This is a genomic window from Pelomonas cellulosilytica (assembly GCF_021353265.1).
Classification (GTDB): Bacteria; Pseudomonadota; Gammaproteobacteria; order Burkholderiales; family Burkholderiaceae_C; genus Pelomonas; species Pelomonas cellulosilytica.
In genome coordinates, this window is the sequence record NZ_JAJTWU010000003.1 from 81,817 (window position 1) to 108,146 (window position 26,330).

Here is a 26,330-nt window from a genome sequence, read left to right on the forward strand (position 1 = left end):
CGACCATGTTCGGACCGAGCGCCGGGCCTGCCATGGGCCAGAGGCCCATGGCGTTCAGTGGGCACAAGCAGTCCGCAGGGATTGCTTGTGTCCGACTGCACCCCCAAGCCGGCGTGGCAGGCGATGTGCTTGCGGCTCGATGCCGCACGCATCGCCGTCCCTTCGGGGGCTGAAGCCGGACCGCCCAGGCGCGCCCGCGTTCAGCGGAGCGAGACTGGGCGAGGGGCACATATGTTTAGCCTTCGTGCGCGCCAAACATCGTCTTGGCGTAAGTCACGCCGATGCCATAGGCCCCGCCGACCTTCTTGGCGATGCCGGTGGTCAGCTCGTAGGTCTCGCCGCGGGCCCAGTCGCGTTGCAGCTCCAGCAGGTACTGCAGCGACGTCATCGGCTGCGCACCGGCCTGCACCATGCGTTCGATCGCACGCTCATGCGCCTCGGCAGACACGTCGCCGCAGGCGTCGGTGATGACGTAGACCTCAAAACCCTGGTCCAGCGCGGACAGCGCCGGGCCGACGATGCAGACGCTGGTCCACAGGCCGGCCAGCACGATGCGCTTCTTGGCGATTCGGTTGACTTCCTGGATGACGGCCACGTCTTCCCAGGTGTTCATCGACGTGCGGTCCAGCATCTTCTGGCCGCCGAAGGGCGCGGTGACCTCGTCGAACATCGGGCCGGAGAAGCTCTTCTCGGCGACAGTCGTCAGGATGGTCGGCACCTTGAAGCCGGCCGCGGCCTGCGCGACGAGCGAGGCGTTGTTGCGCAGCTCGATGGCGGGGATGGAATGCGTTGCAAAGGCCATCTGCGACTGAAAGTCGATCATGACCAGCAGGTGGTCGGTCGGGTTCAGCAGCTTGGTGCCGGGGGTGGCCTTGGCGGTGGGGATGCTCATGGTGGGTTCCTCGTGAGGTAGGTGGGGGGGGTGGGGGAAGTCAGATCAATCCGAGGGCGACGGCCACGCCGGCGCCATAGGCGGGGTCGGCCTTGCAGCAGTTGTCCACGTGGCGCTCGCGCACCTCGCGGCTGACGCCGTGCATGGCCCGGGCGGTGTTGTCGAAGAGGCGCTGGCGCTCGTCGGCGCGCAGCAGGCGGAACAGCGCGCCCGCCTGGCCGAAGCAGTCGTCATCAAGACGGTGGTCCCAGTGCGTAGCGGTGCCTTCCAGCGGCAGTGGCGGCTCGGCCGGGTGCTGGCGGTCGGGCCACAGGCCTGCGCTGTTGGGCACGTAGCCCGGCGTGGAGCCGTGGTTGCCGTCCACTCGCATCGCGCCGTCGCGATGGAAGGCGTGCACCGGGCAGCGCGGCGCATTCACCGGGATCTGGTTGAAATTGACACCCAACCGGTAGCGCAGTGCGTCGCCATAGCTGAACAGCCGCGCCTGCAGCATCTTGTCGGGCGAAAAACCGATGCCGGGCACGACGTGCGCCGGCGAGAAACCCGCCTGTTCGACCTCGGCGAAGTAGTTCTGTGGGTTGCGGTTGAGCTCCAGCACGCCGACCTCGTGCAGCGGGTACTCCGCGTGCGGCCAGACCTTGGTAAGGTCGAAGGGGTTGAACGGGCAAGCCTTGGCCTCGCCCTCCGTCATCAACTGCACGCACAGCGTCCAGCGCGGGAAATCGCCACGGGCGATGGCGTCGAACAGGTCGCGCTGCGCGCTCTCGCGGTCGCGGCCGATGAGGGCCTCGGCCTGTGCGTCGCTCAACCAGCGCACGCCCTGCTGGCTGCGGAAGTGGAACTTGACCCAATGCCGCTCACCTTCGACATTGATGAAGCTGAAGGTGTGGCTGCCGAAGCCGTGCATGAAGCGGTAGCCGTCAGGCAGGCCCCGGTCGCTCATCAGGATGGTGACCTGGTGCAGCGCCTCGGGCATCAGCGTCCAGAAGTCCCAGTTGCTCTGCGCGTTGCGCAGGTTGGTGCAGGGGTCGCGCTTGACGGCGTGGTTCAGGTCGGGGAAGCGCAGCGGGTCGCGCATGAAGAACACCGGCGTGTTGTTGCCCACCAGGTCCCAGTTGCCTTCGTTCGTGTAGAACTTGACCGCGAAGCCACGGATGTCGCGCTCCGCGTCCGCCGCGCCGCGCTCGCCGGCCACTGTCGAGAAGCGCACGAACACCTCGGTCTGCCTGCCGATCTCGGAGAACAGGTCCGCCTGCGTGTAGCGGCGGATGTCCTGCGTGACGGTGAAGGTGCCGTAGGCGCCCGAGCCCTTGGCGTGCATGCGCCGCTCAGGGATGACCTCGCGATCGAAATGAGCCAGCTTCTCGAGCAGCCAGATGTCTTGCAGCAGCGCCGGCCCGCGCGGTCCGGCGGTCTGGATGTTCAGGTTGTCCGCCACCGGCGCGCCGTTGGCGTGGGTCAGGCGCTGCGTGGTCATGGCCTCAACCCTTGATGAAGGCCAGCAGGTCGGCGTTGAGCTGCTCGGCGTTCACCGTCAGCATGCCGTGCGACAGACCGGGGTAGACCTTGAGCGTGCCGTTCTTCAGCAGCTTGACGGCCTTGAGCGCCGCGTTGGCGATCGGCACGATCTGGTCGTCGTCGCCGTGCATGACGAGCGTCGGCACGGAGATGGCCTTCAGGTCTTCCGTCTGGTCGGTCTCGGAGAAGGCCTTGACGCCCTCATAGTGGGCCTTGGCGCTGCCCATCATGCCTTGGCGCCACCAGTTGTTGATAACGCCCGGCAGCGGCTTCACGCCCGGCCGGTTGAAACCATAGAACGGGCCGGAGGGGAGGTCCAGGAAGAACTGCGCGCGGTTGTCAGCCACGCCCTTGCGGATGCCGTCGAAGACGTCCATGGGCAGGTGGTCGGGGTAGGCGGCGGACTTGGCCATGATGGGCGGCACCGCAGCCACCAGCACGGCCTTAGCCACGCGGCCGGACGGCTGGCCGTGCTTGGCGACATAACGCGCCACCTCACCGCCGCCGGTGGAGTGGCCGATGTGCACGGCGTTGCGCAGGTTCAGGTGCTCGACGACGGCGAAGGCGTCGGCAGCGTAGTGGTCCATGTCATGCCCCTCGCTGACCTGCGCCGAGCGGCCATGGCCGCGGCGGTCATGCGCGACGACGCGAAAGCCGCGCTGCACGAAGAACAGCATCTGCGTGTCCCAGTCGTCGCTGGACAGCGGCCAGCCGTGGTGGAAGACGATGGGCTGGGCGTTCTTCGGGCCCCAGTCCTTGTAGAAGATCGTGGTGCCGTCCTTGGTCGTGATGGTGCTCATGGTCATGCCTTGCGGTGGGGGGGAGGAAGTGGCGGCGTGGGCGTCGCCAGGCGTGGCCAGCGTGGCCGCCAGCGGAAGGGCCAGGGCAGTGCCGAGGCCGGCGCCGATCGCCAGCAGCTGCCGGCGGTCGGGGTCGAGGGGTCCGTGGAGTTCAGGGGTCATGTCGTGGTCCTGACGTGGTGAAGCGCTGGACCGGATGCTAGGAACGCCACCGCTCGGTGCAGAGCCTCGTTGGGGGGCGTCCGGCCTCATCCTTTGGAAGGGTTTCGTGCTCGGCCATCGGTCACAACAATGACTCGATGCGCCTGCCCTGCCCCATCACCGCCTGCTGGCGCCTGCTCAAGAGAGCCGCCGTGGCCGGGGCGCTGGCGGTAGCGGCGGGCCAGGCACCCGCCGAGCCGGAATTCCCGCCCCTGCAGGGGCATTTCCACCGCGCCTGGCTGTCACGTCTGGGGGCACCGGCGGAGGTGGTGGAGGTCGTGCAGACGCCGGACGGCTTCCTGTGGCTCAGCACCGACCAGGGCCTGATGCGTTTCGACGGTCAGCGCTTCGCGCGGCTCGACCTGTTCCCCGACGATCCGCGCCGGTCCCAGGCGATGGCACTGATGCGGGTGATGCCTGATGGCACCTTGTGGGCCGCGCTGCGTCTGGGCGGCATGGTGCGGGTGCGCGGCACGCAGGTCGAGTTCTTCGGCCCGGAACAGGGCTTCCCGCTAACTCGCCCTTACGCGGGCGCCGTGGACGACGACGGGGTGGTCTGGATGGCCACGCCGCTAGGGTTGATGCGCTTTCTGAATGAGCGTTGGCAGCGCGTCGATCGCGAAGTCGGCCTGCCGCCCAAAATCGTTGACAACCTGTACCGGACGGCGGGGGGGGATCTTTGGCTGCGCATGCAGGACGACTGGTACCTGCGCCGCAAGGGCGATCAGGCGTTCGCGCCTCAGCCGCGCTGGGAGGGCATGCAGGAGGTCATCGAGGAGCCTGGCCAGGGCTTCTGGGTGATGCGCCCGCGCGGCCCGCTCGAGCTGGTGGACGAGCGAGGCAAGGTCCTGCAGCGCCTGCCGCTGTCGCTGGGCGAGTCCGTCACGCTGATTCGCGATGGGCAAGGCGACCTCTGGGTGGTGGACTACGGCAAGGGGCTGTACCGCGTGCCGGCCGCCCCGGCGGGGCCGTCTGCGGTCGGCGCCCGGCCGCAGATCCAGCATCTGTCGGCCCGCGACGGGCTGAGTAGCGACCAAGTCATGTCCGTGCTGAAGGACCGCGACGGACAGATCTGGGCGGGCACCCAGTTGGGACTGGACCGGGTCAGCCGGGATCGCGTGACCCTGGTGCCGCATCCCGAGGGCAATTCGGCCGGAACCGTACGCTTCGACGCCCAGGGGCGTGCTTGCATGGTGAACTACGCCGACCCTGTGGCTTGCCAGGACCGCGAGGGTACGTTCCAGGTGCTTCGCGGCGGGCAGCCGGCAGCACCCGTTCGGGCCGTGGTGCTGGCACCGGATGCGCAAGGAGGCATGTGGATCGCGGGGCTGGGCGGGGTCTGGTTCCGTGATGCTGCGGGCGGCCTGACGGCCATGCCCAGGCCCGACGGCGTGAGCGTGGACATCGTTCAGTCCCTCGCTGTGGCGCCGGACGGCAGTGCCTGGCTGGCGACTCTCGGCGAACCGGTGCGGCGCTGGGTGGACGGCCGGTGGTTGCCCGAGGACGCGAGCCTGCCGACGGAAGGCGCGCTGACCTTGGCGGCCGACCCGGCGCGCGGGATGTGGCTGGGCACGGCAGACGGCCAGGTGCTGCACTGGCGAGACGGCAAGGTCCAGCGATTCGGTACCGCCGAGGGACTTCCACCCGGCCGTGTACTCGCCCTGCTTCCCGCCGGTGATGCGCTGTGGATTGGCGGCGAGCAGGGCCTGCTGCGCCTGAAGGACGGGCACGTTGAGCGCGTGAGTCGCAGTGACGGCGTCGAGTTCGGCCGCATCACGGGGCTGGCGGAAACGGCGCAGGGCGACCTCTGGATGAACGAGACCCGCGGCGCGCTGAGGCTCGCAGCGCTCGACCGTGCCGCGCTGGCCCGCTCAGCCGGTGCACCCGTCAGCGTGCTGCAGGTCGGGCCGGAGGACGGGCTCGTCGGCTCGCTGCCGCCGATCAGGCCGGCGAACTCGATGGTGCGAGCGCCGGATGGCCAAATCTGGCTGTCGCGGGCGTCCGGCATCTACCGCTTCGACCCGGGGCGGTTCGGCGGCACCGAGCGCGCGCCGCCGATCGCGGTGCTGGACACGCTGGGCGACCCCGCATCCGGCCACGTGCAGGACGGCCGCGTGACGTTGCGCTTCACCGCGGCGGACCTGTTCGCGCCCAACCGTCTGCGCTTTCGCTACCGGCTACTGGGCCAGGACCACGACTGGGTTGAGGCTGGCGAGCGCCGCGAGGCGCGCTACACCAACCTCGCGCCGGGCCACTACCGCTTCGAGGTGCAGGCTGACAACTGCGGCGGCGGGGCCTGGCCCGAGGACGCGAAGACGGCGAGCGCGGAGATCGACGTCCCCGCGGCATGGCACCAGCTCGGATCGGTCCGGCTTGCCGCCGCGGCGGCCGTGCTGGTGCTGGTGTGGCTGACGTGGCGGGCATGGTCGGCCCGCGCAACCCGGCGTCTGCAGGAACGGCTGCAGGCCCGGCTCGCCGAACGCGAGCGCATCGCGCGACACCTGCACGACCACCTGCTGCAGGGCGCTGCAGGGTTGACGCTGCAGGTGCAGGCCGGCCTGCAGGACCTGCCCGACGAACACCCCGCCCGCCGCCAGCTGGAGCGGGCGCTGGACCGCGCCGACCGGCTGCTCAACGAGACGCGCGAGCAGGTCGAAGGCCTGCGCATCCACCAGCACGACTGCGACCTCGGCGAGGTGTTGATGAACCAGGCACGGGCGCTGCGCGGCGAGGCCGCTGAACCGGCGCTGCGGCTGGACGTGCTGGGAACGCCGCGCCGGCTGCGCGCCGCGCTGCTGGGCGAGGTGCAGGGCATCGTCATCGAGGCCGTCAACAACGCGCTGCACCATGCAGCAGCGCGCGACATCCTGCTGCAGCTGGACTACCGGCCGCGCGGCCTCGTGCTGTCCGTGAAGGACGATGGTCGCGGCCTGCCGGACGGGTTCCGGCCGGAAATCGGCCGGCCCGGCCACTGGGGTCTGCGTGGCATGCAGGAGCGCGCCGGCCTGCTGGGTGCCCAGTTGCACTGGACCAGCGCGCCCGGCCAAGGCACCACCGTCACGCTGTCGCTGCCAGCGGGCACGTTCGACGGCGGCACGGATAGCTGAAGCCCGGCGCGGCTACAGCTGGATCAGCCCGCGCTGCAGCGCGATCGTCACCGCGTGCGTGCGGTCGCGCGCATTGAGCTTCAGCAAGATGGACTTCATGCGCGCCTTGATCGTCTCTTCGGCGACCGACAGCAGCGCGCCCACTTCCCGATTGGAATGACCCTGGGCGATATGGCGCAGCACCTCGATCTCACGCTCGGTCAGCATCTCGTCGCCGGCATGCCGCGCCAGATCCACCGCCACCTCGGCCGGCACCCAGCGGCCACCGGCATGCGCGGTGCGGATGGCGTCCACCAGCGTCGCGCGGATGGCCGTCTTCACGAGATAGCCACAGGCACCCGACTTCAGTGCGCGCCAGGCCTGGAAGTCGCCCTGGTAGGTCGTCAGCACCAGCACGCGGGCCTGCGGCACCATCGTGCGGATCCTCTCGATGGCCGCGAGCCCGCCCAGGCGCGGCATCTGCAGGTCCATCAACGTCACGTCGGGGCGCAGCGTGTTGAACTGCTCGATGGCCTCGACCCCGTTGCTCGCCTCCCCTGCGACGACCATGTCGGCCTGGCGTTCGATGACGGCGGCGATGCCCTCCCGCATCAGCGGGTGGTCATCGGCAACCAGCAGTCGGATCGAAGGGGACGAAGCGCTCATGAAGGAAAAATGTGCCCGATGGCGCTGACCGCTGCCGAGAAATGCCGGCGCCGTCCAGCCCTCGGGAAAACCCGCGATTTTACAAATCATCCGCAGCCCTACGCGGAACCCACCGCCAACTGACCACGGGTTGAAGAAAAGGTCCGTCCGCTGCGGACATCGGACCCCCTTTCTGGGGTGGTGGGCGACGCTGCATCGCCCGAGGATTCGTCGATGCAACTCCTATCTTCGGCCGCGCCGCCAACCGACGCTGTCCCCAGGTTCTGGGTCGCACATCCGCACGCGCTGCTGGCCGAGGGGCTGGCCGCCGTGCTGGCCGGCTGCGGCCTCACGGCTCGGCGCAACGTGGCGGTCGACGGCCTGCCATGCGCCGGGTGCACGGCCGCCATCCTCGTGACGGACCGCGGCGTCGATATGGCCAGCCTGCAGGCGCAGTGCTGCCGGCCGCCGCAGGTGCTGGTCGTGGACTTCCATCTGCCCGGCACCGACGTGAAGCGGCTGCTGGACCAGGGCGTGCGCGGCTGCGTCAATGCCGACAGCGGCCCCGAGGAACTGGGCCGGGCCGTCAAGCAGATGGCGGCCGGCCACACCTATCTGTGCCCGCTGGCGTCCAAGGCGCTGGCAGACAACCTCGTCAACCGCCCGCTGACGCCGCGTGAACGCGACGTGCTGGTGCTGATCTGCGATGGCCTCGACAACAAGACCATCGGCCGACGGCTGAACATGGCGCTGCCCACCGTCAAGTCCCACGTCAAGGCGCTGATGGCCAAGACCCAGACGAACAAGCGCACGCAGATCGCCGCGACCGCCTTGCGGCAGGGCTGGGTGTGAGCCCAGGCCAGCGCCTGTCGGAGCCCTAGCGCCTCAGGAAATTGCAAATCTGCGCGTAGAGCCCCGCCGCACGGCGGGTGGAGACTTCCAGCTCCTGCAGCAGTGGCGCCACCGGCGGGCCGCCACGGGCATCGGCGATGTCCATGGCCGCGAGGCTGGCGTTGGTCAGGATGGCCGAAATGACCTCATCGGCCTCGCTGGCCGTGCTCTGCGCGGCCAGGCGCAGCGAGCTTTCCAGGTTGATCCGCGCCGTGTCGGCCCGGCGTGCTTCGCGCAGGTCCACCAGAGTCACGACGAACCCGAGCGGCCGGCCATCGTTGCCCGTGATGGGCTCTGCATGCAGGGCGACGGGCACAGTGCCGGCACCCGCCAGCAGCAGATCCAGCTCACGGCGCCAGCCATGCTGCGACGTGCGCATCTGCTCCAGCGCCTGGCGGACGACGTCCTCATGCGCAAAGAGCCCGGCCATGGGGCTGCCCTTGTCGACCGGCGCGCCGCGCAACGCCTGCAAGGCGTCGTTGACGAAGATGACCTCGCCCAGCGCGTTGCCCACCAGTACCGGCTCGCGCGCGCCGGCCACCGTGCCGCGGATCTGCAGCAGTTGGTGCTCGGCGATCAGCAGCCGCACCGCCTGCACCTGCACGATGATGTCCACAAGTGCCACGCCGATGCCGCGCGCCAGGGCCACCTCGGTGGTGGACCAAGGCACCGCCGTGCCACGCACGAGCTCCGACCACGCTGCGAACGACCGCCGCGGCGACAGCTCCAGCGGGTTGCTGGCCACCATGGGCTTGGCCGGGTCGCCCGCCCAGGTGACGCTCTGCAGCTGCTCCTTGCGGAACCACATCAGCCAATCCGGACTGCGGCTGGACAGTCTCACGGCCAGTACGCCGCTGGCCGTGGGCGTGAGGCTGGCCAGCGCGGGGTTGGCCTGGCCCACCGACGAACAGGCGAACGGTGCATCGCCCGCCACCGGCTGCTCCTGAACCCAGGCCATCAGCGCGCGCAGCTCGGGCGTGGAAGGCGCCTCGCCCGTGGTCAGCACCTCGCCTTCGCAGAACAGCGCCGCGCCCGTAGCCTCCAGCGGCTGCAGTAGCGTGCGCGGGTTGCGGAACAGTGCGTAGCGCCATTCGCCCTCGGTGGATGTGGCCTCCACGAGGCGCTGCTCCAGGCGGCGCACCATCAGCGCGACCTGCGCATGCGCGTAGTTCTCGATCGCCGAGATGCGCGTGGAGGCCACTTCCGCCAGCAGGTCGGCCGCGGCGCGCACCGTGCAGCGCAGATAGCGCGGCGAGTAGTGATGGCAGGCGATCAGGCCCCACAGCTGGCCCTCGCGCACGAGCGAGGCCGTCAACGTCGCCGTGACACCCATGTTGCGCAGGTACTGCAGGTGAATGGGCGACATGCTGCGCAGCTGGCACATGGACATGTCCAGCGGCGCCCCGGGGCCGGGCAGCAATGCCGGCATCAGCGGCGCCTGCACGGCATCCACGTCCACCAGCATGCGCACGCGGTTGAGCAGGTACAGCGCGCGGGCGCGCTGCGGGATGTCACTGGCCGGATAGTGGTGGCCCAGCAGCGATTCCAGCCGCGGATGACGCGCCTCGGCGATGACCTTGCCATGGCCGTCGGGGTCGAACTTGTAGACGACGACGCGGTCATAGCCGGTCAGGTTGCGCACCACCTCGACGACGGCGTCGGCCAGCACGCCGACCGACGGTGCCGCGCCGAAGCGCTGCAGCGCAGCCGACAGCGTGGCGGCCATCACGTCGGGGGCCAGGTCCTGCAGCTCGACCGCGGCATGTGCGCCGGCCGAGGGCTCCAGCTCCAGCACGAGCGGGCCGCCAGGCACCTGGTGCAGCGCGGCATCGAATGGCTGGAGGTCAGGGCCGATTCGGCACTGCAACGCCACCGGCTCGCGCAGGTCGGCGTCGCGCAGCCGGGTGATGCAGGCCTCGACGTCGCCACCCAGCACGCCCAGCGGCTGCTGCAGCAGCGCCCCGGGCGCCATGCCCAGCAGCGTCGCGACGTTGCCGCTGACCTGCAGCACATGCAGGTCAGCGGCGTCCAGCGATAGCAGCGCGCCATGTGGCTGCACGGCACCGGCCAGGTGGATGAGCTCGCGCTCGCAGTTGGTCAGGTCAGCCTGGCCGAATGCGGGTGCCGGCTGAGGCGATGCAGGATCTCGCACGGTGATCGGCGCGGCGCTCAGTTGACCGAGGGCGGCTGGCCGACCGGACCCGCCGCGGGCGCGAGCGCCGCCAGGCCATGGCGCTGCAGGCGCTGGGCCAGCGCCTCGGGCGTCATGCCCAGCGCCTCGGCGGCCACGTCGCGCTGGCCGCCCACGCGCAGAAGCGCGCTGGCGATCAGCTGGCGCTCGGCGCGACTGGCCACCTCGACCAGCAGGTCCGCCAGCGGCACGCGGCCCACCTGGTCCAGCAGGCCGGACAGCACGTCGTCGCCGGCCAGGTGCGCCGGCAGGCGGTGGTCGGGCCGCAGCACGAAGCCCAGGCAGGTCTGCTCGCCCTCGGCCATCAGCGCCGCCGACGCCCGCACACGCTGCCGTCCGCCGTTGAGCGCCGGAAGGTCCAGTGCCATACCACCGACCAGCCCGCGGTCGCGTGCCTCGGCCACCAGTTGCGCCCAGCCGCCCGTGCCGTCCTGGAACAGCTCCGGCAGCGGCCGGCCGCGCAGCGCAGCCTCGTCTGCTTGGCGCACTAGCCTCAGGAAGGCCGGATTGGCCATCAGCACGCCGCCCGCGGAGTCGGTGATGACGAGGGCGTCCGGCGTCGTCTCGACGAATTCGGCCATGCGCGACACGGCCTGGCCGTCGTCGATGCGGCCGTCGTCGCGCCGCGCACGCAGCATCAGCTGCCGGCGGCCGTCGGCGCTGAATGGCGTCGCGGCGATGTCCAGTGCGACCGGCAGCCCCGGCCCGCGAACCCGCATCTCACCCGCCCGCCCGGTGCTGCGCGCGGCGACCAGCAACTCCAGCACCGCCTTGCTGGCACCCGGCGGCAGCAGGTCGGGCAGCGAGTGGTTCAGGAGGTCGGCCACCTCACGGCCGAGCAGCTCCCCCGTGACCGCATTGGCCTGCATGACGACGAGGCTGCTCGCGTCCAGCACCAGCGTGGCGTCGTTGGCGACCTGGAAGAGCAATTGATAGCGGTTCTCGGCCTGGCGGCGGCTCCAGTAGTGCCGCTCCATGTCCTTCTGAGCCTCGACGAAGCGCTGCTGGATGGCAGCCACGGCGCGCAGGTCGCGGCCCACGGCCAGCACGGGGCCGTCGGCGCCGAGCCGGATCGCCGACCAGGTGACGGGCAGTTCATCCCCGCCCTGCCCCGGGTGCATGACCTCGCGCCGGCGCGAGACCACGCCGCTGCTCGACACCTCGTCCAGCAGCGACTGGATCTTGGGACGCGTGACGGCGCTGACAGTGTCGATCCAGCGACGCCCCACCCACTCACGGCAGCCCTGGGCCTGCACCGCGGCGCCCTCGGCCACGACGGAGATGATGCCGTCGCGGTCTATGACGAGCGCAATGTCGCTGGCGACGCGGGCGATGGTCGTCGCCAGCTCACTGGCCAGCGGCGACAGCGCACTGAGGTCGGGGTCTTGAGGTGTGGGCACCGGAGCGATCTCGATCAGTTGTGAGGCACGGACGCGATGTGAACGGCACATCCCGCGTGGTGAACTGATTATGACGAACGAGCCGGTGCCGAGCCGCGCCCGGCGCGCTCAGCCGGGTGCCGCCGCCGGCTTGGGGTCTGCGGCCGGCAGCGCCTGCAGCGCCTTCAGGTCGCCCTCGGTCACGGCGGCCACGCCGGACGCCGCCGGCGCAGGCGACTTCACGAGCAGCTCGGGGTGGAACTTGGCCATCTCGGCGCCGTACAGCGGCTTGTTCGCGCCCTGGTGGCAGGTCGCGCAGTTGACCTTGGCCACGTCGCCGGCCGGTCCGCGCCGGTTGGCGGGGAAAGTGTCGGTCAGCGGCACGAGGAATTCCTGATTCAGCGCCCGCGCCATGCGGATGCCGTGCCAGGCCGTGAGCCGCGGCGGCGAGCTGTTCTCCCACGAGCCGAGTGAGCGCGTGTTGTGGCACAGCGTGCAGTTCACGCCCAGCGACTTGGACATGTGCATCATCAGCCCGTACGTCCACTCGGTCTGCTTGATGGACTGGCGGTTGCCGGCCGGCAGCGCCTCGGTGCCGGCCACGCGGATGTTCTCCGCGCCGAGCAAGAAGGGCGTGAACGGGTCGTTGGGCAGCGAGGCGAGGCCAACGCTCGCCGCTGGCGCGTTCTGCCCGGCCTTCTCGCCGGCAAAGCCGTTGGCACCCTTCGGAGCCAGAGGCTGGAACCAGACCTCCTTGGGCACCGGCTCGCCACGGTGGCAGGTGAAGCAGGTGACGCCGGTTTTGCCGACATGGCGCTGCCAGTCGGCGTTGATGGTCTGCGTCATCTGCAGCATGCGCCGCGCGACGACCTTGGCGTAGAGCGTGTCCTCGGCAAAGTTCTGAACGTTGTGGCAGTGCACGCAGCCCTGCTTGGGAGCCACCCACGCCGTCATCGCGGCCATCGTACGGTTGAACTCGCCGACGCTGAGGTTGCCCAGCACCTGCACGTTCTTGTAGATCTGCGCGGCCTTCGGGCCATCGGGCGACGCGGCCTCGATGGCTGCGGGCGCCTCGTTGGCCGGCGCCTGCGCGGCCAGCGTGCGCGGGTTGTAGACCTGCTCCATGCCCGTGCCGCGGTAGCCGCGCTGCACGGTCAGCACCGGGGGCCGCTCGCAACCGGCCAGCAGGCTCAGCACCAACGCCAGGGCCAGGCCCTGCATGACTTGGGTTCGCTTCATCGTCATACCCCCGAGGTCGCTTCGGACCGCCGCGCCGCATCGCCCGGCACCGTGACGGCACAGCCGTTCTGCATGGCCAGCATGGCGCCGGTTTCGCAAAGCCCGTGGCACAGGCCCGCCCACAGCGTGTGGGCCCAATGCGTGATCTGCGCGCGGCTCATGGCATCACCCCCGAGGCGGCCAGCGCCGGGTCGGCCACCGGCGGGAAGACAGACGGATAGGCCGGCGCAATGTGATGCTTGACGCCCCACAGGTACCAGTTGTCCACGACCGTGCCGGTCAGCAGGATTCCGATGCCGCCACACAGCGGGCACAGCACCGCGAACCACCAGGCCCAGCGGTGGATGGACTCCATCGTCGCGTTGAAGCCCATGGTCCAGCGCCAGAATAGCGCGGCGCGCTCGCTGGCCGTGCCGCGGTCGGTGATCTGCTCGATCTCGCGCTCGCCGCCGAAACGGCTGACCGCCAGGATCGTCGCGCCGTGCATCGCGAACAGCAGCGTGCTGCCGTACAGGAAGGCGATGCTGAGCATGTGGAAGGGGTTGTAGAACAGGTTGCCGTAGCGCAGCGAGAAGGCCGCCGTCCAGTCCAGGTGCGGGAAGATGCCGAAGGGCACCGCCTCGCCCCAGCTGCCCATCAGCAGCGGCCGGATGAAGCCCAGCACCAGGTAGAGCCAGATCGCCGCCGCGAAGGCCCAGGCCACATGCGTGCCCATGCCGAGCTTGCGCGCGCGCCGGTACATGCGCACCCACCACAGCAGGATGGACGACGTGAGGAACAGGCCGGCCAGCAACCACCAGCCGCCCTGGTTCAGCGGCGGCAGGTGCAGCCCGTAGCTGGGCGGCGGCGGCTCCAGCGCCAGCCAGGGGAGCTGGCGCACGAACTGGACGGGGTCCCAGCCCACCGAGGCCCACATGTTCAGGCCGATGATTTCGATGGCGATGAAGCCGCAGATCAGCGAGCACAGGCCCAGCCAGCCGAGGTAGATCGGCCCCAGCTGCGCGTCGCCGAGGCGGCCCAGCAAGTGCACGTGCACCGAGCCGCCGCTGCGCTGGTATTCGTCACGCCCCAGCGGCACGCCGGGGTAGGACGGTGCGGCGACTTGCACGCTGGTGAAGAGGTTCTGGTATTCGGCCATGGTGGTGTCTCCTCACTTCCAGACCGGCAGGTTGAGCCACCAGCTCCACCATTCCGGCCAGCCGCGCGTCCAGAAAGGCCCGCTGATGACGATGCAGACGGCGCTCCAGAAACCGGCGGACAGCGCCAGGAAGAGCCCCAGACGGTGGATGCCCAGCGTGCCGATCGAGTAGCCGATGGCATCGCGGAAGAAGGTGTTCTCGTGCTCGGCCGTCTTGACGACCTCTCCCGGCGCCGGGTTGGTGGCCGACAGGATCAGCGCGCCGTGCAGGCTCAGCGCAAACGTGGTGGCGAAGAAGAAGCTCACCGCCAGCATGTGCGCCGGGTTGTAATGGAAGTGCAGGTACTGGTAGCCGGTGTTGGACACCCAGTCCAGGTGGCTGATGATGCCGTACGGGAAGCCGTGCCCCCAAGCGCCCATCAGCACCGGGCGGATCACCACCAGCGTCACGTACGCGAAGATGGCCACCGCGAAGGCGAAGGGCACGTGATAGCCCATGCCCAGCTTGCGGCAGATCTCCACCTCACGCAGCGCCCAGGACACGAAGGCGCCGATCGCGCAGACCGTGATCAGCTGCCACAGGCCGCCTTGGTTCAGCGGTGCGAGCCCCAAGCCGTATTTGAGGTCGGGCGGCGCGATGCTGATCTGCCAGAGGTTCCACGTGCCGCCTTGCGACGCGCCCCAGACGATCAGCAGCGTGCCGACCAGCGAGAAGAACGTGGTCGTCACGCCGAAGAAGCCGACGTAGAAGGGCCCGACCCAGAAGTCGAACAGGTCGCCTCCCAGCAGGGTTCCGCCGCGGACGCGGTACTTCCGTTCGAAGTTCAGCATGGCCATGCTTGCCACCTCAGGTAGTGGGGCGCCCGCGGGATGCGGGGCCCCGTGCAGTGCGAACGCGACGCGGGGTGCGATTCCCACGCCGCGCGTGCTGCGGTGCGTCGGCTACTTCGGCGCAGGCGCCGGCATCGCCGAGTTCTGCACCACCGGTTTGGTGTTGGGCCCGTCGAGCCAGTTGTACTTGTTGGTACTGAGTAGCACGAAGTGAATCACCAGTGCCAGTACGAACAGGAACGCAAACAACGCGACCAGCGCTCGGCGCGGGTCGAACAGCAACCAAATCTTCCACATGCTTGGATCTCCTATTGCAGGTGAGACATGAAGGTGTAGACACCCGAACGCACACCCCGGATCAACGATTTCTCGCCTTCCGCGCCGGGCAGCCACGTTCGCCAGTCCAGGAACAGCACCTGGGCGGCAAGCGCGATCAACAGCACGAGGACGAAGCTGACGAGGAACAGGCCCCCGAAGGCTTGGCTGTCCTGCGACGCCGCGGGCGCGGCTGGGAGGGTCGTGATCTGGGCCATGGCGGACCTCTTTCCTTCAGTGGGGGGTCAGAGCCAGGGACGCCACATCCACACCAGCACATGGGCCACGGCGGCAACCACCGTGAACCCGATGAAGCTGGACATGAAGATGCCGTGGAATTCCCTGGCTTCGTTCTCGGTGAGCCCGGACAACGAGCCCGATCTGTTGTCAGCCATATCAATCGCTCCTAAAACGGCCTCGCGGCCAGTACCGCGCAGCTCCCGCGCGGCAGGGACTTCCATGGCAGCAGGCCCACGGCAAGACTTGGGACGCCATGGCCTCGCGGGCACGTCGTCATGACAGGGCTCCCAGGGCCGCCTGGGCAAGCTGGCGGGTACGTCCCTCCAGGTCCTGCTCACCGACCACGGCCGCGCCGCGGGCCCGGGCTGCAGCCTCGGCCTGGTCGCGCAACCGCTTGGCGGCCGAGATGCGCACCAGCACCGGCTGGACCTCCAGCAGCTCGTCCATCAGCGCGCGAGCCTCGTCGCTCCACGGCAGCGCGGCCAGCGCGCGGGCGGGCGTGGGGTCCACGCGGTCCAGCTCGGTGCCCAACGGCAGGATGTGGAAGAGCGCGTCGAACAGCGCGTTGCAGAACTCCTGCAGCACGTAGGTCGCGCCGGCATAACCCATGAACGGGGTGCCGGTGGCGCGGCGCACCAGCGCGCCCGGGAAGGAGGCCGGGATGAAGACCGGCTTCATCGGCCCCGCACCCGGTGCCTCGGCCAGGTACATGCGTTCGTTGAAGCTGCCGTACAGCACCAGCGGCGGCTTCTCGTGCACAAGGTCGCGGATTGCGGCGTTGTCGGTCTTCTCGCCCGGCTTGCGGGCAATGGCGAAGTGGCAGGGCAGGCCCAGCTCGTCTTCCAGGTAATGGCGCACGCCGCGCGCATAGGTCTCGCTCGCCACGATGCCGAAGCTGGCGGTGGCGAAGAAGTCTTGCGTGACCGAACGCCACAGATCCCACACCGGCTTGATCGTGGTGTGCTTCTCGCGCTCGATGAAGGGCTCCGGGTCCAGTAGCAGCAGCCGGCCCAGCTCGCGCAGAAAGGCCGTGGTGCTGTGCAGGCCGATGGGCGCCTGCAGCCACGGCCGCTCCAGCGTTTCGCACAGCAACTGGCCGAATTCGCGGTACAGGCACACATTGACGTCCGCGTCCGCCAGCTTTTGCACGTCGGCCAGGTGGCTGCCCAGAGGGAACGTCATGTTGACCTCGGCACCGATGCCTTCCACCAGGCGGCGGATCTCGTGCAGGTCGCTGGCGCTGTTGAACTGGCCGAAGCAGGGGCCGATGAGGTTCACGCGCGGCTTCTCGCCCGACGGGCGCTCCGCAAAAGGCTTGCGCGCCGGGATGTGACGCAGGCCGTGTTCGGCCCACAGCCAGAACATCGCGCGGTTGGCGCACTGCCACTGGTCTTCGTCGATGGTGCGCGGCAGAAAGCGCGCGATGGTCGTGCCTTCTGGCGTCACGCCGCCGCCGATCATCTCGGCGATGGAGCCGGTCACGACGACACTCGGCAGGTCCGGGTCCAGCGTGGCGTGCGCGCGCTTCATGCTGCCCTCGGTGCCTTCACGGCCCAGCTGTTCCTCGGCCAGCCCGGTCACGACGATGGGCAGCTCGTGCGGTGGCAGCGCGTCGGTGTAGTGCAGCACCGAGGTCACCGGCAGGTTCTCGCAGCCCACCGGGCCGTCGATGACGACCTGCAGGCCCTTGATGGCCGTGAAGACATACACGGCGCCCCAGTAGCCGCCGGCGCGGTCGTGATCCAGCACAAAGTTGACAGGGTGGTTCACAGCATCTGCTCCGATTGCCGGCGCTTCATGATCTTGATGACCTGGCGCCGCGTGTCCGCGCGGAACTCCGGGCGCAGCACCGGCGTGTCCGTCCAGATGCCGGCCTTGTCGCCCGCGCCGGTGTCGCCGAAGAAGTCGAGCATCGTGTCGAAGCGCGCCTGGTTGGCGATGGCGCCGTTGATGACCTGGGCCAGTGAGCCCGCGCCGGCCGGCCCCATCAGCGGCCGGGCCGAAATGAGGTTGGTGAAGTACAGCGCAGGCAGGCCGCGCTGCTTGCAGGCCTGCACCAGCGGCGTGGTGCCGATGGCAAGCTGCGGGCGGTGGTGGTCTACGGCAGCTAGGTCTTGTTCGAGCGAAGCGCGGTACTGCACCTCGCAGCCCCGCGCTTCGAGCCACACACGGTCGGGTTCGGACCACGGCGTGCGCGGGCAGGCCGTTCCGACGTACGGCACGGTCGCGCCGCTCTCGATCAACAGGCGCGCCACCAGCAGCTCGGAGCCTTCATAGCCGCTAACCGTGACCGTGCCGCGGATGGGTAAACGCGCCAGCGCGCCGCGGATGGCCGGCATGAAGGCGGCGATCGCGGCCTCGACCTGGGCGGCGGGCACCTCGGCGGCCTCACCGATGGCGCGCATCCACGCGGCCGTGCCTTCGGCACCGACCGGGGCCGAGCCCACGATCGGGCGGCCGGCCGCCTGCAGCTCGCGCACGCTGGCCGTGTAGAACGGGTGGAGGGCGGCGGCCACCGTGCAGTCCAGCGCCGCGTACAGCTCGCGCCATTCGCGTGTCGGCACGGTCGGACCGGCCTTGAGGCCCAGCGGCGCCAGCAGCCCGCCGATGACCATAGGGTCGGCCGGGAACATCTCACCCAGCAGGCTCACCGTCTTGGCCTCCGCCAGCCCCTGCTCGCGCCAGCCCTTGGGCGCGGCCACCGGGCCAGCCTCGGCCTCGCTACGGGCGCGCTGCAGCATGGCGCCGGCCAGCACGTCCTTGGCCTCGGCATGTGTCGGCACGCCAAAGCCGGGCACGTCGATGCCGATGATGCGCACGCCGTTGATGACCTTGGGCAGCAGCTGCAGCGGCACGCCGCTGGCGGTGGGTACGCACAGATTGATGACGACCAGCGTGTCCAGCTTCTCGGGGTCGGCCTGGGCATGGACCGCGTCGCGGATGTCCTCGAACAGCTTGCCGGTCACCAGGCTCTCGCTGTTGAACGGCACATAGCCCACGCTGCGCTTGGCGCCGTAGAAGTGCGACGTGAAGGTGAGCCCGTAGACGCAGCAGGCCGAGCCGCTGAGGAAGGTGGCCGTGCGGCGCATGCGCAGGCCCACGCGCAGCGCGCCGAAGGCGGGACACATGCTCTGCGGCTGGTCGTGCGGGCCCTTGGGATAGTCGGCCGCGTAACGGTCCAGCGTCTCGCGCGTGGCGGCGCTTTGGCTCTGGCTTTGGGCCAGGGCCATTTCCGGGGTCGCGTGGCAGTGGGACATGGCGGCGTGCTCAAGCGGCGTCGTAGACGACTTGCAGCGTCGGCTTGACGAATTCCGTCTTGCCGACCATGTCGAACAGCGTCGCCGGCTCCATCTGGAAGTCGCGCCCCGTCACCTCGGCGGAGAACAGGCCCAACAACTGGTCCTGCGTCTGTGGCTTGGGCCGCACCGGCGGCGCCTCGCCGACGTTGGTGGCCAGCGTCTCGAAAAGCGACGCCCACTGCGTGCCGGGCCGGCCGATGATTTCGTAGCTGGCGCTCTTGCGGCGGATGTCCTCGTGGGCGGGAATGGCCGCCAGCACCGGGATGCCAGCGTTCTTGGCGAACGCCGCGGCCTCGCCGGTGCCATCGTCCTTGTTGATCACCATGCCGGCCACGCCGACGTTGCCGCCCAGCTTGCGGAAGTACTCCACCGCGCTGCAGACGTTGTTGGCGACGTAGAGGCTTTGCAGGTCGTTGCTGCCGACGACGATGACCTTCTGGCACATGTCGCGCGCAATCGGCAGGCCGAAGCCGCCGCAGACCACGTCGCCGAGGAAGTCCAGCAGCACGTAGTCGAAGCCCCAGTCGTGGAAGCCGAGCTTCTCCAGCGTCTCGAAGCCGTGGATGATGCCGCGCCCACCGCAGCCGCGGCCCACCTCGGGACCACCCAGTTCCATCGCGTAGACGCCGTCACGCTTGAAGCAGACATCGCCGATAGCGACGACCTCGCCGGCCAGCTTCTTCCGGCTGCTGGTCTCGATGATGGTGGGGCAGGCCTTGCCGCCGAACAGCAGGCTGGTGGTGTCGCTCTTGGGGTCGCAGCCGATCAGCAGCACCTTCTTGCCCTGCTGGGCCATCATGTAGCTGAGGTTGGCCAGCGTGAAGCTCTTGCCGATGCCGCCCTTGCCGTAGATCGCGATGATCTGCGCCGTCTTCGTGACCGGGCCGGTGGCCGGCGCGTCGGGCTCGATGGCGGCTTCAGCACGCAGCTTCTGGAAGCGCACCGGCGCCTCGCTCGGAATCGTCGAGGTGCTCATGCGTGGTGTCTCCAGTCCAAGACCATCTTCAAGCAGCCCGCATCGCTGAAGGCCTGGTGGTAGGCGAGGCTCGCCTGATCGGCCGGCTCGCAGTGCGTCAGCAGCCCGTCCAGCGACAGGCGCCCGGCGTGCAGCAGCGCGTTGACGGCCAGCATGTCGGGCCGCTTCCACTCGGCGGCCACGCGGATGCGGGCCTCACGCATGAAGGCGGGCGCGAAGCTGAGCGACAGCGGCTGGGCGTAGAAGCCCGCCAGCACCACCTCGCCGCCAAAGGCCAAGCGGCCGATCAGCGTGTCCAGCAGGCCGGCGTCGCCGCTGACGTCGTAGATCGCGCCGTAGTCACGCCGCGGGTCGTCATGCGGATGCAGCACGCGATAGCCCTCGGCGCCGGTCTGGCGGACCGGGTTGGTCTCCCAGACGGTGAAGTCGGTGATGCCGGCGGCCACGTTCATGCGCGCCAGCAGGCGGCCCAGCACGCCGTGGCCGACGATCAGGTCAGGCGGCGTGTGCGGCGCGGTCTGTCCGCCGCCGGCCACGCTGTGATAGGCCGTGGCCGCCAGCGCCAGCAGCACGGCCTGCGGCCCCAACTTGTCGTCCACCGGCACGACCTTGCCGCCCGGCACCACCAGGCGCGAGGCGGACGCGCCGAACAGCCCCCGCACCTCGCCGAAGCAGCGGGCGCCCGGCACGAACACGCGCTGGCCGATCCAGTTGTCACTGCGGGGGCCCACGGCCATCACGCGCCCCACGGCCTCGTAGCCCGGCACCAGCGGGTAGCCCATGCCCGGGAACATCGGCATCGTGCCGTTCCAGATCAGCCGCTCGGTGCCGGTGCTGATGCCGCTGTACTCCACCTCCACCACCACGTCGTCGTCCTGCAACGTCGGCAGGCGAAGCGCCGACAGGCTCAAGCGCTCGGGCTGCTCGATGACAACGGCCAGCGTGTTCATCGGGCCCGCCCTGGAAGGGTGCATGGTTGGCGACTCATGAAAGTCATCCTACGCTGACAAACATAAACGTCAATCTAGATTTACATTGAATCAGTTCAGGGTTTTCGCGAGGATCACGCTGGCTTGCAGCGGCACCCGCGTGGGCAGTCGCCGCACGTCGGTGAAACCGGCCTGCGCCAGCAGCTCGCGCAGCCGGGCCTCGGTGCGCGGCTCGCCGCGTCCCATGGCCCACAGGTAGAAGCCGAAGTACGCATGGCCCATGCGCTCGGCGCCCGGCGTGTCTGCCAGCGGCTCGGCCAGCAGCAGCCGCCCACCCGGCAGCAAGGCCCGCCGCACCGCACGCAGCAGGCGCAGCACACGGGCGTCGTCGTGGTCGTGCACGACGCGCAGCAGCGTGACGAGGTCGGCCCTGGGCGGCAGTGCGTCCTCGAAGAAGTCGCCGCCCACCGCCTCGCAGCGCGCGGCCAACCCCGCGCGCTCGAAACGGGCCGGCGCGCCCGCTACGACGCCGGGCAGGTCGAACACCGTCACGCGCAACTGCGGCGCGTGCGCCGCGGCCAGGCAGGCGAAGGCGCCGTCACCGCCGCCCACATCCAGCAAGCGGCGATGGCGGTGCAGTGGGTAGGCCTGCAGCAGCTGCTCGGCCACCAGTGGCTGCGAGGCGGCCATCAGCGCCGAGTACCGCGCCACGCCGTCGCGGCCCAGCGCCTGCGGCGTGTCGGTCCCCGCATAGGGCCAGTAGCCGGCCAGTTGGCCCCGCCCCGCGTCGCCGCGCAGCAACGCGACCGGGTCGGCAAGGTCGCGGTACAGCGCCGCATGGTGCTCGACCATCGCCGCCAGCCCCGCGTTGCCTGCCAGCGGCGCGCCCAGCGGGCCCAGCCCGAAGCGCGTGCCGGGCCGGACCTGGAGCAAGCCGAGCGCCTCGCCCGCGCGCAGCAGGCGCTCCGCCGCCTCCGGAGGCAGCTGCAGCCTGCGAGCCAGCGCCTCCGTCGTCTGGGGCCCCTCGGCCAGCAGCAGGTCGAACACGCGCAGCTGCACGCAGGCCTGCAGCACCTGCGAGTAGACGAAGCCTGCCATCAGGTCGAACACCTGCGCCGCGCGTCGCCGTGCCACCCAGCGTGTCGGCGGAAAACCCTGCGCCCACAACCGGAACCGCGGGCTCGCCTGCAGCCGGTCCCGCCATGCCAGCCACGCGTCGGTCCAGTGAGACCGGGCAGGAGTCGCGGTGGCTTCGGGCATGGCTATGCCAACGCCGCCACCTGTGCGCACAGTTGCTGCGGCACCAGCCGGTCGGCCTCCTGGCGGATGAGCTGGCGGAACTGCGCAGCCCCCGGACACACCGGCACGGTCAGCAGCGTGGCCTGCACGAGGCGCTGGAACTCGGCCAGCGCGCCCTCCAACCCCAGCGCACGGGCCGAGCTCGGCCGGTCCCGCGCCACATCCTGGCCGCGCGGCTTGCCCAGCGCCTGCGCATCGAGCATCACGTCGCGGATGTCGTCCGCCACCTGGTAGGTGTGCCCCAGCCGCTCGCCCAGCGCCCGCCAGGGTTCGCCGTCGGCCCCGGTCGCCTGTGCGCCGGCCATCGTCGCGGCGGCGAACAGCGCACCGGTCTTGGCCTGTTGGTAATCGGCCAGCGACAGCTGCGGCTCGCATTCCCAGGCCTGGCCCGCGACGATGCCCAGTGGCATCCCCACGCCCTGCGAGACGGTGCGCAGCAGCACCGGCAGCCGCGACAGGTGCCGCCGGGCCGCCGACCCCAGCACCTCGAAGGCGGCCACGATGAGCGCATCCCCCGCCAGCACCGCCAGCCGCTCGCCAAAGGCACGGTGAACGGATGGGCGGCCGCGCCGCGTCTCGGCCGCATCGAAGCACGGCAGGTCGTCATGCACGAGCGACGCGCAGTGCAACAGCTCAATGGCGGCGGCTGCGCCGTCGGTGAGCTGGGGATCGTCCTCGCCGCAGGCGCGGGCGACGGCCAGCGTCAGCTTCGGCCGGATGCGTGCGCCGCCAGGAAAGACGGCATGCCGCATCGCGGCAGCCAACCGGGGCGGGTGGCCCGCAGCCAGCGCGGGCGCGAGGCTGGCCTGCAGGAAACGTTCGATCCGGTCGTCATGCGGCATAGCGGCCTTTGCTGGAGGTGGACCCGGCCGCATGTCGCAGCCGAATTACATTACCATGTGTCAATCAGAATAGACACGTCTCCGAGTCGCGTCAATGAGCCCCATCCCGTCGTCAAGTTTTCGGCGACCGCCGCGCGTGGTGGTGGTCGGCGCGGGCGTTGGCGGGCTGGCGTCGGCGGCCCTGCTGGCGCACGCCGGCCTGGACGTGCAGTTGCTGGAACGCGCCGCCGCCCCGGGCGGCAAGATGCAGCCGGTGGAACTCGGCGCGCTGCGTCTGGACGGCGGCCCCACCGTGCTGACGATGCGCTGGGTGTTCGACGCCCTCTTCGAGCGCCTGGGCGAGTCGCTGGACCGGCACGTCCACCTGCGGCGCTGCGAGGTGCTGGCCCGCCATGCCTGGGGCCCGGGCGCGTCGCTGGACCTGCATGCCGACCTTGAACAGAGCGTTGCCGCCATCGCCGCATTCAGCAGCCCGGCCGAGGCGGCCCGCTACCGCGCGTTCAGCCAGCGTGCCGCCCAGGTCTACGCGACGCTGGACCGGCCCTTCATGCGCAGCCCCCGGCCCTCGCCCGCATCGCTGACCTGGCGGGTGCTGCGCCAGCAGGGACCGGCGGGCCTCGGGCAGTTGCTGCGCATCTCGCCGTTCACGACGCTGTGGCGCGAACTCGGCCGCTACTTCCACGACCCGCGGCTGCGTCAGCTTTTTGGTCGCTACGCCACCTACTGCGGCTCCTCGCCGTTCGACGCGCCGGCCACGCTGATGCTGGTGGCCCACGTCGAGCGCGAGGCCGTCTGGCAGGTCGAGGGCGGCATGGCGCGACTGGCGCAGGAGCTGGTGCGCTGCGCACAGCGGCAGGGGGTACGGCTGCGCTGCGGCAGCGAGGTGACCCGGCTTCTCGTGACGGACGGTCGCGTCAGTGGCGTGCAGCTGGCCGACGGCGAGACGCTGCCGGCCGACGCCGTCGTCTTCAACGGCGATGCGCGAGCGCTGACCGCCGGCCTGCTGGGCCCCGACGCGCCGCGCACCCTGCCGCCGGCCAGCCCGTCGCTATCGGCGCTGACCTGGCACGCAGAAGCCGAGACCGGCGGGTTCGAGCTGTCGCACCACAACGTGTTCTTCGGCCCGGCGGCCGGCTACCGCGCCGAGTTCGACGCCATCGCCGCCGGCCGGCTGCCGCCGACGCCCACCGTCTACGTCTGCGCGCAGGACCGCAGCGGCCAGCTGCGCGCAGCCCGCCCTGGCCCCCGACGGCCCGAGCGACTCATGTGCCTGGTCAACGCCCCCGCCGACGCCCACGGGCGCGGCCTCACCGCCGAGGAGATCGCACGATGCGAAGCACAGATGTGGGACCGGCTGCGCGCCGCCGGCCTGCGGGTGACGCTTGCGGCGCCGCCGCTGCTGACCCGGCCGCAGGACTTCGCGCAGCGCTTTCCGGCCAGCCAGGGCGCGCTGTACGGCCCGGCGAGTCAAGGCTGGCGTGCGAGCTTCCGGGCGCGGCCCGCGGGCCGCACGACGTTACCGGGTCTGGTGCTGGCGGGAGGCTCGGTCCACCCGGGGCCGGGCGTGCCGATGGCGGCGTTGTCGGGCCAACTGGCGGCCGAGCAGATCCTCGCGGGCCTGGCTTCGACGTGGCGCTCCCGGCCGGTGGCTATGCCTGGTGGTATGTCGATGCGCTGAGCGATGCCCAGGCGGACGGCAGCGTGCATGCGCTGACGCTGATCGCCTTCATCGGCAGCGTTTTCTCGCCCTACTACGCCTGGGCCCGCCGGCGCCACGGCGACGACGGCGCGGCGGCCGAGGCGCACTGCGCGCTGAACCTGTCGCTCTACCGCCGCCCGCCCGGCACACGCCAGTTCTCCCGGCTCTGGGCGATGACGGAACGCGGGGCCGGCGCGCTGCAGCGCGGGGCCGCGCAGCTGCAGCTGGGGCCCAGCCGGCTGGCCTGGCAGGCGGACGGCAGCCTGCAGGTGGACGTCGACGAATGGACCGCGCCCTGGCCGCGGCGGCTGCAGGGCCGGCTGCGGCTGCACCCCGGCGCCATGCCCGGCTGCGACTTCGCGCTCGATGCTGCCGGCCGGCACCGCTGGCACCCCGTCAGCCCGGCCGCGCGCATCGACGTGGAATTCACCCAGCCCGCGCTGCGCTGGCAGGGCGAGGCCTACCTCGACGCCAACCACGGCCAGCGACCGCTCGCCCGGGACTTCCGCAGCTGGCAGTGGGCCCGCAGCGCACTGCCCGGCAGCCGCAGCCGCGTGCTGTACGACGTAACCACGGCCGACGGCGACGAGCGCGCGCTGGCCCTGCACATCGATGCAGACGGCCGCCTCACGCCGCTGCCCCCACCCCCCTGGCAGGCGCTGCGCCCCACCGCCTGGGGCGTCCCCCGCAGCAGCCGGGGCCTGCAGCCGCCCGAGCTGCTGGGCACGCTGGAGAGCGGCCCCTTCTACGCCCGCTCGCTGCTGCGCGACGCCAGCGACGGCACGCTGGCCGTGCACGAGAGCCTGTCGCTGCAGCGCTTCCAGCGGCCGTGGGTGCAGGCGCTGCTGCCGTTCCGCATGCCGCGCCGCGCGGGCGGCTCCGGAGGGAGGGGCTGATGGCCCGCGTCATGCTGCTGGGCGCCACCGGCACCCTCGGCCAGGCCACGGCCCGCGCGCTGCGCCGCCGCGGACAAGCCGTGGTGGCGCTCGTGCGCCCGCGGGCCGGCGTGGGAGGCAGGCTCGACGCCCAGGCCCTGGCGGCACGGCTGCCCGGCGTGGAGCTGCGCTTCGGCGAGGTCTGCGATCCGCTCTCGCAGGCCCGCGACGGTTGGCGCGGCGAGCGCTTCGATGCGCTGGTGTCCTGCCTGGCCTCGCGCACCGGCGCACCCTACGATGCCTGGGCGGTGGACCATGCCGCCCACCACCACGCGCTGGCAGCCGCCCGGGCAGCCGGCGTCACGCAGATGGTGCTGCTGTCGGCCCTATGCGTGCAGAAGCCCCGCCTGGCCTTCCAACACGCCAAGCTGGCGTTCGAGCGCGAGCTGATGGCGTCCAACCTGGCCTGGTCCATCGTGCGGCCCACGGCCTTCTTCAAGTCACTGAGCGGCCAGGTCGAACGCGTGCGGCGCGGCCAGGCCTTCCTGCTGTTCGGCAGCGGTGAGCTCACCGCCTGCAAGCCCATCGGCGACGACGACCTGGCCGACTACCTCGCCGACTGCCTGCACGACCCGGCACGCGCGAACCGGGTGCTGCCCATCGGCGGCCCCGGCCCGGCGCTAACGCCACGCGCCCAGGGCGAGCTGCTGTTCCAGGCGCTGAGCCTGCCACCGCGCTTTCGGCATGTGCCGGTGGCGCTGATGGACGCCATCGTCGGCACGCTCGGCGTGCTGGGCCACGCTTGGCCTGCCGCGGCCGCCAAGGCCGAGTTGGCGCGCATCGGCCGCTACTACGCGACGGAATCCATGCTGGTGCTGAACCCGCGGACCGGCGCCTACGACGAGCGGCTCACGCCGTCCACCGGCCGGCAGACGCTGGGCGACTTCTACGCCGCGCTGGCCTGCGGCCACGTGGAGCAGCCGGAGCGGGGCGATCACGCGGTGTTCTGACGAGGGGCCGGGCCAGCCCCCGTGACCCCATCCGT

At 70.6% G+C, this 26,330-nt stretch carries 24 protein-coding genes; 5 read left to right on the forward strand and 19 right to left on the reverse strand.

Annotated elements, in window-relative coordinates; translation table 11 throughout:
• Positions 1-235: 235 nt before the first annotated feature.
• From LXT13_RS07850 to LXT13_RS07860, 3 genes are read right to left on the reverse strand one after another with little or no spacing between them, the layout of a single operon-like run.
• Complete coding sequence (locus LXT13_RS07850) at positions 236-892, reverse strand: hydrolase (RefSeq protein ID WP_233371286.1); 657 nt, start codon at positions 890-892, stop codon at positions 236-238.
• 40 nt (positions 893-932) lie between these two features.
• Positions 933-2,369: a catalase gene (locus LXT13_RS07855; protein WP_233371287.1), complete on the reverse strand. Its 1,437-nt coding sequence runs from the start codon at positions 2,367-2,369 to the stop codon at positions 933-935.
• A 4-nt stretch (positions 2,370-2,373) separates the two neighbouring features.
• Positions 2,374-3,210, reverse strand: a complete 837-nt coding sequence (locus tag LXT13_RS07860) for an alpha/beta fold hydrolase (RefSeq protein WP_233371984.1) — start codon at positions 3,208-3,210, stop codon at positions 2,374-2,376.
• A 299-nt stretch (positions 3,211-3,509) separates the two neighbouring features.
• Between LXT13_RS07860 and LXT13_RS07865 the strand changes: the two genes are divergently transcribed.
• Complete coding sequence (locus LXT13_RS07865; protein ID WP_233371288.1) at positions 3,510-6,518, forward strand: sensor histidine kinase; 3,009 nt, start codon at positions 3,510-3,512, stop codon at positions 6,516-6,518.
• A 12-nt stretch (positions 6,519-6,530) separates the two neighbouring features.
• Here LXT13_RS07865 and LXT13_RS07870 read toward each other — a convergent pair whose 3' ends face one another.
• Entirely contained in the window at positions 6,531-7,163 is a 633-nt protein-coding gene (locus LXT13_RS07870) for a response regulator transcription factor (RefSeq protein WP_233371289.1), read from the reverse strand.
• A gap of 213 nt (positions 7,164-7,376) precedes the next feature.
• On the opposite strand from LXT13_RS07870, the gene LXT13_RS07875 reads away from it, so the two are divergent.
• Positions 7,377-7,994 (forward strand): helix-turn-helix transcriptional regulator, encoded by a 618-nt coding sequence (locus tag LXT13_RS07875; RefSeq protein ID WP_233371290.1) that lies wholly within the window; start codon positions 7,377-7,379, stop codon positions 7,992-7,994.
• A gap of 25 nt (positions 7,995-8,019) precedes the next feature.
• Here LXT13_RS07875 and LXT13_RS07880 read toward each other — a convergent pair whose 3' ends face one another.
• The 15 genes from LXT13_RS07880 to LXT13_RS07950 all read right to left on the reverse strand — a co-directional run bounded on the left by LXT13_RS07880 (position 8,020) and on the right by LXT13_RS07950 (position 22,711).
• A complete protein-coding gene (locus LXT13_RS07880; protein ID WP_233371291.1) occupies positions 8,020-10,185 on the reverse strand; it encodes a GAF domain-containing protein in 2,166 nt (721 codons plus the stop codon).
• 17 nt (positions 10,186-10,202) lie between these two features.
• Complete coding sequence (locus LXT13_RS07885; protein WP_233371292.1) at positions 10,203-11,624, reverse strand: PAS domain-containing protein; 1,422 nt, start codon at positions 11,622-11,624, stop codon at positions 10,203-10,205.
• 108 nt (positions 11,625-11,732) lie between these two features.
• Positions 11,733-12,842, reverse strand: a complete 1,110-nt coding sequence (gene pufC / locus LXT13_RS07890; protein WP_233371293.1) for a photosynthetic reaction center cytochrome PufC — start codon at positions 12,840-12,842, stop codon at positions 11,733-11,735.
• A gap of 2 nt (positions 12,843-12,844) precedes the next feature.
• Complete coding sequence (locus LXT13_RS07895; RefSeq protein ID WP_233371294.1) at positions 12,845-13,003, reverse strand: hypothetical protein; 159 nt, start codon at positions 13,001-13,003, stop codon at positions 12,845-12,847.
• The gene (gene pufM / locus LXT13_RS07900; protein ID WP_233371295.1) at positions 13,000-13,980 is read right to left on the reverse strand and encodes a photosynthetic reaction center subunit M; all 981 of its coding nucleotides are present in this window, start codon (positions 13,978-13,980) and stop codon (positions 13,000-13,002) included. The genes LXT13_RS07895 and pufM overlap by 4 nt, the downstream gene beginning before the upstream one ends.
• A 12-nt stretch (positions 13,981-13,992) precedes the next feature.
• On the reverse strand, positions 13,993-14,817 hold the full coding sequence (gene pufL, locus LXT13_RS07905; RefSeq protein ID WP_233371296.1) for a photosynthetic reaction center subunit L: 825 nt from the start codon (positions 14,815-14,817) through the stop codon (positions 13,993-13,995).
• A gap of 105 nt (positions 14,818-14,922) precedes the next feature.
• Positions 14,923-15,108: a light-harvesting antenna LH1, alpha subunit gene (gene pufA, locus LXT13_RS07910; RefSeq protein WP_233371297.1), complete on the reverse strand. Its 186-nt coding sequence runs from the start codon at positions 15,106-15,108 to the stop codon at positions 14,923-14,925.
• 11 nt (positions 15,109-15,119) lie between these two features.
• The gene (locus tag LXT13_RS07915; protein ID WP_233371298.1) at positions 15,120-15,344 is read right to left on the reverse strand and encodes a hypothetical protein; all 225 of its coding nucleotides are present in this window, start codon (positions 15,342-15,344) and stop codon (positions 15,120-15,122) included.
• A gap of 27 nt (positions 15,345-15,371) precedes the next feature.
• Entirely contained in the window at positions 15,372-15,587 is a 216-nt protein-coding gene (pufB, locus tag LXT13_RS07920; RefSeq protein ID WP_233371299.1) for a light-harvesting antenna LH1, beta subunit, read from the reverse strand.
• Between the two features lie 52 nt (positions 15,588-15,639).
• Positions 15,640-17,136 carry a chlorophyllide a reductase subunit Z gene (bchZ, locus tag LXT13_RS07925; RefSeq protein ID WP_233371300.1) on the reverse strand — a complete coding sequence of 499 codons (1,497 nt, stop codon included), beginning with the start codon at positions 17,134-17,136 and terminating at the stop codon, positions 15,640-15,642.
• Entirely contained in the window at positions 17,133-18,596 is a 1,464-nt protein-coding gene (bchY, locus tag LXT13_RS07930) for a chlorophyllide a reductase subunit Y (RefSeq protein WP_233371301.1), read from the reverse strand. Before bchY ends, bchZ begins: the two co-directional genes overlap by 4 nt.
• 37 nt (positions 18,597-18,633) lie before the next feature.
• Positions 18,634-19,641 carry a chlorophyllide a reductase iron protein subunit X gene (locus tag LXT13_RS07935; RefSeq protein ID WP_233371302.1) on the reverse strand — a complete coding sequence of 336 codons (1,008 nt, stop codon included), beginning with the start codon at positions 19,639-19,641 and terminating at the stop codon, positions 18,634-18,636.
• Complete coding sequence (gene bchC, locus LXT13_RS07940) at positions 19,638-20,615, reverse strand: chlorophyll synthesis pathway protein BchC (RefSeq protein ID WP_233371303.1); 978 nt, start codon at positions 20,613-20,615, stop codon at positions 19,638-19,640. Before bchC ends, LXT13_RS07935 begins: the two co-directional genes overlap by 4 nt.
• 66 nt (positions 20,616-20,681) lie before the next feature.
• Positions 20,682-21,830: an acetylserotonin O-methyltransferase gene (locus LXT13_RS07945; RefSeq protein ID WP_233371304.1), complete on the reverse strand. Its 1,149-nt coding sequence runs from the start codon at positions 21,828-21,830 to the stop codon at positions 20,682-20,684.
• Positions 21,831-21,832: 2 nt separating this feature from the next.
• On the reverse strand, positions 21,833-22,711 hold the full coding sequence (locus tag LXT13_RS07950; protein WP_233371305.1) for a polyprenyl synthetase family protein: 879 nt from the start codon (positions 22,709-22,711) through the stop codon (positions 21,833-21,835).
• Between the two features lie 94 nt (positions 22,712-22,805).
• On the opposite strand from LXT13_RS07950, the gene crtD reads away from it, so the two are divergent.
• Genes crtD through LXT13_RS07965 form a run of 3 tightly spaced genes read left to right on the forward strand, consistent with a single transcriptional unit; the run spans position 22,806 to position 26,295 of the window.
• Positions 22,806-24,389 (forward strand): 1-hydroxycarotenoid 3,4-desaturase CrtD, encoded by a 1,584-nt coding sequence (crtD, locus tag LXT13_RS07955; RefSeq protein ID WP_233371306.1) that lies wholly within the window; start codon positions 22,806-22,808, stop codon positions 24,387-24,389.
• On the forward strand, positions 24,341-25,306 hold the full coding sequence (locus LXT13_RS07960) for a carotenoid 1,2-hydratase (RefSeq protein ID WP_233371307.1): 966 nt from the start codon (positions 24,341-24,343) through the stop codon (positions 25,304-25,306). Before crtD ends, LXT13_RS07960 begins: the two co-directional genes overlap by 49 nt.
• Positions 25,306-26,295: an NAD(P)H-binding protein gene (locus tag LXT13_RS07965; RefSeq protein ID WP_233371308.1), complete on the forward strand. Its 990-nt coding sequence runs from the start codon at positions 25,306-25,308 to the stop codon at positions 26,293-26,295. The genes LXT13_RS07960 and LXT13_RS07965 overlap by 1 nt, the downstream gene beginning before the upstream one ends.
• Positions 26,296-26,330: the final 35 nt, after the last annotated feature.

Bases quoted from the DNA above. Each gene is read 5' to 3' on its own strand.
- LXT13_RS07850 (WP_233371286.1), bottom strand. From the start codon at position 892: ATGAGCATCCCCACCGCCAAGGCCACCCCCGGCACCAAGCTGCTGAAC.
- LXT13_RS07855 (WP_233371287.1), bottom strand. From the start codon at position 2,369: ATGACCACGCAGCGCCTGACCCACGCCAACGGCGCGCCGGTGGCGGAC.
- LXT13_RS07860 (WP_233371984.1), bottom strand. From the start codon at position 3,210: ATGAGCACCATCACGACCAAGGACGGCACCACGATCTTCTACAAGGAC.
- LXT13_RS07865 (WP_233371288.1), top strand. From the start codon at position 3,510: ATGCGCCTGCCCTGCCCCATCACCGCCTGCTGGCGCCTGCTCAAGAGA.
- LXT13_RS07870 (WP_233371289.1), bottom strand. From the start codon at position 7,163: ATGAGCGCTTCGTCCCCTTCGATCCGACTGCTGGTTGCCGATGACCAC.
- LXT13_RS07875 (WP_233371290.1), top strand. From the start codon at position 7,377: ATGCAACTCCTATCTTCGGCCGCGCCGCCAACCGACGCTGTCCCCAGG.
- pufC (WP_233371293.1), bottom strand. From the start codon at position 12,842: ATGAAGCGAACCCAAGTCATGCAGGGCCTGGCCCTGGCGTTGGTGCTG.
- LXT13_RS07895 (WP_233371294.1), bottom strand. From the start codon at position 13,003: ATGAGCCGCGCGCAGATCACGCATTGGGCCCACACGCTGTGGGCGGGC.
- pufM (WP_233371295.1), bottom strand. From the start codon at position 13,980: ATGGCCGAATACCAGAACCTCTTCACCAGCGTGCAAGTCGCCGCACCG.
- pufL (WP_233371296.1), bottom strand. From the start codon at position 14,817: ATGGCCATGCTGAACTTCGAACGGAAGTACCGCGTCCGCGGCGGAACC.
- pufA (WP_233371297.1), bottom strand. From the start codon at position 15,108: ATGTGGAAGATTTGGTTGCTGTTCGACCCGCGCCGAGCGCTGGTCGCG.
- LXT13_RS07915 (WP_233371298.1), bottom strand. From the start codon at position 15,344: ATGGCCCAGATCACGACCCTCCCAGCCGCGCCCGCGGCGTCGCAGGAC.
- pufB (WP_233371299.1), bottom strand. From the start codon at position 15,587: ATGGAAGTCCCTGCCGCGCGGGAGCTGCGCGGTACTGGCCGCGAGGCC.
- bchY (WP_233371301.1), bottom strand. From the start codon at position 18,596: ATGGCCCTGGCCCAAAGCCAGAGCCAAAGCGCCGCCACGCGCGAGACG.
- LXT13_RS07935 (WP_233371302.1), bottom strand. From the start codon at position 19,641: ATGAGCACCTCGACGATTCCGAGCGAGGCGCCGGTGCGCTTCCAGAAG.
- bchC (WP_233371303.1), bottom strand. From the start codon at position 20,615: ATGCACCCTTCCAGGGCGGGCCCGATGAACACGCTGGCCGTTGTCATC.
- LXT13_RS07945 (WP_233371304.1), bottom strand. From the start codon at position 21,830: ATGCCCGAAGCCACCGCGACTCCTGCCCGGTCTCACTGGACCGACGCG.
- LXT13_RS07950 (WP_233371305.1), bottom strand. From the start codon at position 22,711: ATGCCGCATGACGACCGGATCGAACGTTTCCTGCAGGCCAGCCTCGCG.
- crtD (WP_233371306.1), top strand. From the start codon at position 22,806: ATGAGCCCCATCCCGTCGTCAAGTTTTCGGCGACCGCCGCGCGTGGTG.
- LXT13_RS07965 (WP_233371308.1), top strand. From the start codon at position 25,306: ATGGCCCGCGTCATGCTGCTGGGCGCCACCGGCACCCTCGGCCAGGCC.